The organism is Thermococcus sp. 101 C5, assembly GCF_009372125.1.
GTDB lineage: Archaea > Methanobacteriota_B > Thermococci > Thermococcales > Thermococcaceae > Thermococcus_A > Thermococcus_A bergensis.
This window is the reverse complement of sequence record NZ_WHIZ01000109.1, coordinates 1-2,705: the sequence shown is the minus strand read 5'-3', so window position 1 is coordinate 2,705 and position 2,705 is coordinate 1. Positions and strand designations below refer to the sequence as shown.

The window sequence follows — 2,705 nt, the reverse complement described above, 5'->3', positions numbered from 1 at the left end:
GGTAGGTTGTAGTATTGTTTAAAGAGGAGTATTGCCAGTATTGTTTTTACTGGAAATTTTTTGGATTTTGGCAGGTTCTTCAGCTTTCCTTCTGATTCGAAGTCTGCTAAAACGTCAAGAATTGCGAATGCCACGCTTTCAGGGTCTTTGAGTCTGTGATCCCATCTGGGGATCACGACAACCACCTGAAAGAATTCAGCAAAAACCCTAATAAAGGTTACTATAAACACGCCCTTTTGGGCAGCATAATGCTCTTCAGTGGGGGTGGGGGAGTGGACTATCTTGTTTCAAGGGAAGTTTATTCCCAGATTAGGTTGATAATAGTGACAATAGGTGCACTGCTGGCGCTGTTCTTTGCATTCGGAATGGCAGCTGTGATAAAGGCTCATAGAAGGAAGGCACAAACCGGGAAGGAAGAGATGATAGGTCTCTCGGGTGAAGTTGTGGAACCTTTAGCCCCGGAGGGGATGGTAAGAGTCAGAGGAGAGCTTTGGAGGGCAAGAAGCAGGGATGGTGAACTAATACATATCGGCGAGAAGGTTAAGGTTGTTGAAATGGATGGACTCAAACTTATCGTGGTTAGGGAAAAAGAGAAAAAGGATGAAAGGGAAAATACTGATGAGGTGAAGTAGAATGGCCTTTGAGTGGATTGTGTATGTTGTTATTTTAGTTTTTGTTTTGGTGTTTTTGTCCTCAGCTATAAAGATAGTAAAGGAATACGAAAGAGCAGTAATCTTCAGGCTTGGTAGGGTTGTTGGAGCAAGGGGCCCAGGATTGTTCTTCATAATCCCAATATTCGAAAAAGCCGTGATAGTTGATTTAAGAACTCAAGTTTTGGATGTTCCAGTTCAAGAAACAATAACAAAGGACAACGTTCCGGTAAGGGTTAACGCAGTGGTTTACTTTAGAGTTGTTGACCCGGTAAAGGCTGTTACTCAGGTTAAGAACTTCATAATGGCAACGTCCCAAATTTCCCAGACGACCCTGAGAAGTGTAATTGGCCAGGCACATCTGGACGAGCTCCTCAGCGAGAGAGAAAAGCTCAACAGAGAACTGCAGAGGATAATCGACGAAGCAACAGACCCATGGGGAATAAAAGTTACAGCAGTGGAGATAAAAGATGTCGAGCTTCCAGCGGGAATGCAAAGAGCTATGGCAAGACAAGCAGAGGCAGAGAGAGAAAGGAGAGCAAGGATTACACTTGCTGAGGCAGAAAGACAGGCTGCTGAGAAGCTTAGAGAAGCTGCAGAGATTATCTCTGAGCATCCAATGGCGCTCCAGCTTAGAACCCTGCAAACAATAAGTGACGTAGCAAGCGATAAGAGCAACGTTATAGTACTAACACTCCCGATGGAAATGTTGAAGCTGTTCAGGAGCCTTTCTGATACTGCTGAAGTCGCAAAGAAGAAATTAGAAGAGGAACAAGAGTAGACCCTTTTTACTTTTTAACCGTCCTTTAATTCTTTTTAAGGACAAATTGAGTTAAATATAAAAAGTTAGACATCAGTATATAGGTTAGATACATTAATTACGAATTTCGTACATTTAATTAAAAGACACGGAGGGATTAAATTGGGAAGGTCTATTGTTTTTGCCTCTGGAAAAGGTGGTACGGGTAAAACCACCACAATAGCAAATGTCGGTGTTGCTTTGGCACAGTTTGGAAAGGAAGTCATAGTGATTGATGCAGATATTACTATGGCAAACCTGAGCTTAATTCTCGGTATGGAAGATATTCCGATAACGCTCCACGATGTTCTATCAGGAGAGGCGGATCTTAGAGATGCCGTCTACGAAGGGCCAGCAGGTGTTAAAGTCATTCCAGGTGGGCTAAGCCTTGAGAAAATAAAGAAGGTAAAGAACCCGGAAAAGCTGAAGGAGCTCATAAGAGAGATATCATCAATGGCAGATTTTGTTTTAATCGATGCCCCTGCAGGTCTTGAGATGACTTCAATTACCGCCCTGCTTATAGGAAAGGAACTTATTTTGGTAACAAATCCGGAGATTTCTGCGATTACCGACTCCCTTAAAACGAAACTTGTAGCAGAAAAACTTGGAACTCTCCCCTTGGGAACTGTTCTAAACAGGGTAACAAATGAAAAAACAGAACTAACCAGAGAGGAAATCGAGGCCATCTTGGAAGTTCCGGTGCTTGCAGTAATACCCGAAGACCCAGAAGTAAAAAGGGCCAGTGCCTATGGAATCCCCCTTGTTATCAAAAATCCAACGTCCCCGGGAGCAATAGCTTATAAGCAGCTCGCTGCGAAGCTTGCAGGGGTTAGGTATGCACCTCCGGAACCGGAAAATCCGATAAAGAGGGTATTTAAAGCTCTGTTTGGGGGAGAAAGGAGATGAGCCCACTTACTTTTTTGGTTGTTATTCTCCTAGCTACAAATATAATACTGGCAGCGCTCTATATAGCGGAGAGGAGAGCTTCAACTCGCGCTGTTTATGACCCAGAAACGAGGAATACTTTAAAGAGGAGAGTCACCCACCTAAAAGAAGAACTAGAGTCAGAATTAGTCGATTTCGATGTTGAGGAATGGGAAAAAGCTCTTGAGGAATCTCTGGAAGAGGAAATACGAAACCTATGACCTTTTCTGCCCTTTAAATTCTTTTGGCCTTAAGGGGGCGTGTTTAGTTTCACCCCCTGTTATTTAAACAGTATTTGACTCTGAGGAGGATTTTCAGACCATAACACATTA

Annotated in this window: 4 protein-coding genes and 1 pseudogene; 4 read left to right on the top strand and 1 reads right to left on the bottom strand. The window is 43.1% G+C overall.

The annotated features are described in order from the left end of the window. Window positions 1-230, bottom strand: a 230-nt coding sequence (locus GBV73_RS10920) for a hypothetical protein (protein ID WP_152881022.1), incomplete at its 3' end; no start/stop codon positions are given. Between the two features lie 3 nt (window positions 231-233). On the opposite strand from GBV73_RS10920, the pseudogene GBV73_RS10915 reads away from it, so the two are divergent. The 4 genes and pseudogenes from GBV73_RS10915 to GBV73_RS10900 form a co-directional block, all read left to right on the top strand. Further along, window positions 234-632, top strand: a pseudogene (locus GBV73_RS10915) (NfeD family protein); the annotation flags it as partial. A 1-nt stretch (window position 633) separates the two neighbouring features. Beyond that, window positions 634-1,431, top strand: coding sequence for a slipin family protein (locus GBV73_RS10910; protein ID WP_152881316.1), 798 nt, complete (start codon window positions 634-636; stop codon window positions 1,429-1,431). A 141-nt stretch (window positions 1,432-1,572) separates the two neighbouring features. Beyond that, window positions 1,573-2,355, top strand: a complete 783-nt coding sequence (gene minD / locus GBV73_RS10905) for a cell division ATPase MinD (RefSeq protein ID WP_152881314.1) — start codon at window positions 1,573-1,575, stop codon at window positions 2,353-2,355. Continuing rightward, the gene (locus GBV73_RS10900) at window positions 2,352-2,594 is read left to right on the top strand and encodes a hypothetical protein (RefSeq protein ID WP_152881312.1); all 243 of its coding nucleotides are present in this window, start codon (window positions 2,352-2,354) and stop codon (window positions 2,592-2,594) included. The genes minD and GBV73_RS10900 overlap by 4 nt, the downstream gene beginning before the upstream one ends. The last annotated feature ends 111 nt before the right edge of the window (window positions 2,595-2,705 follow it).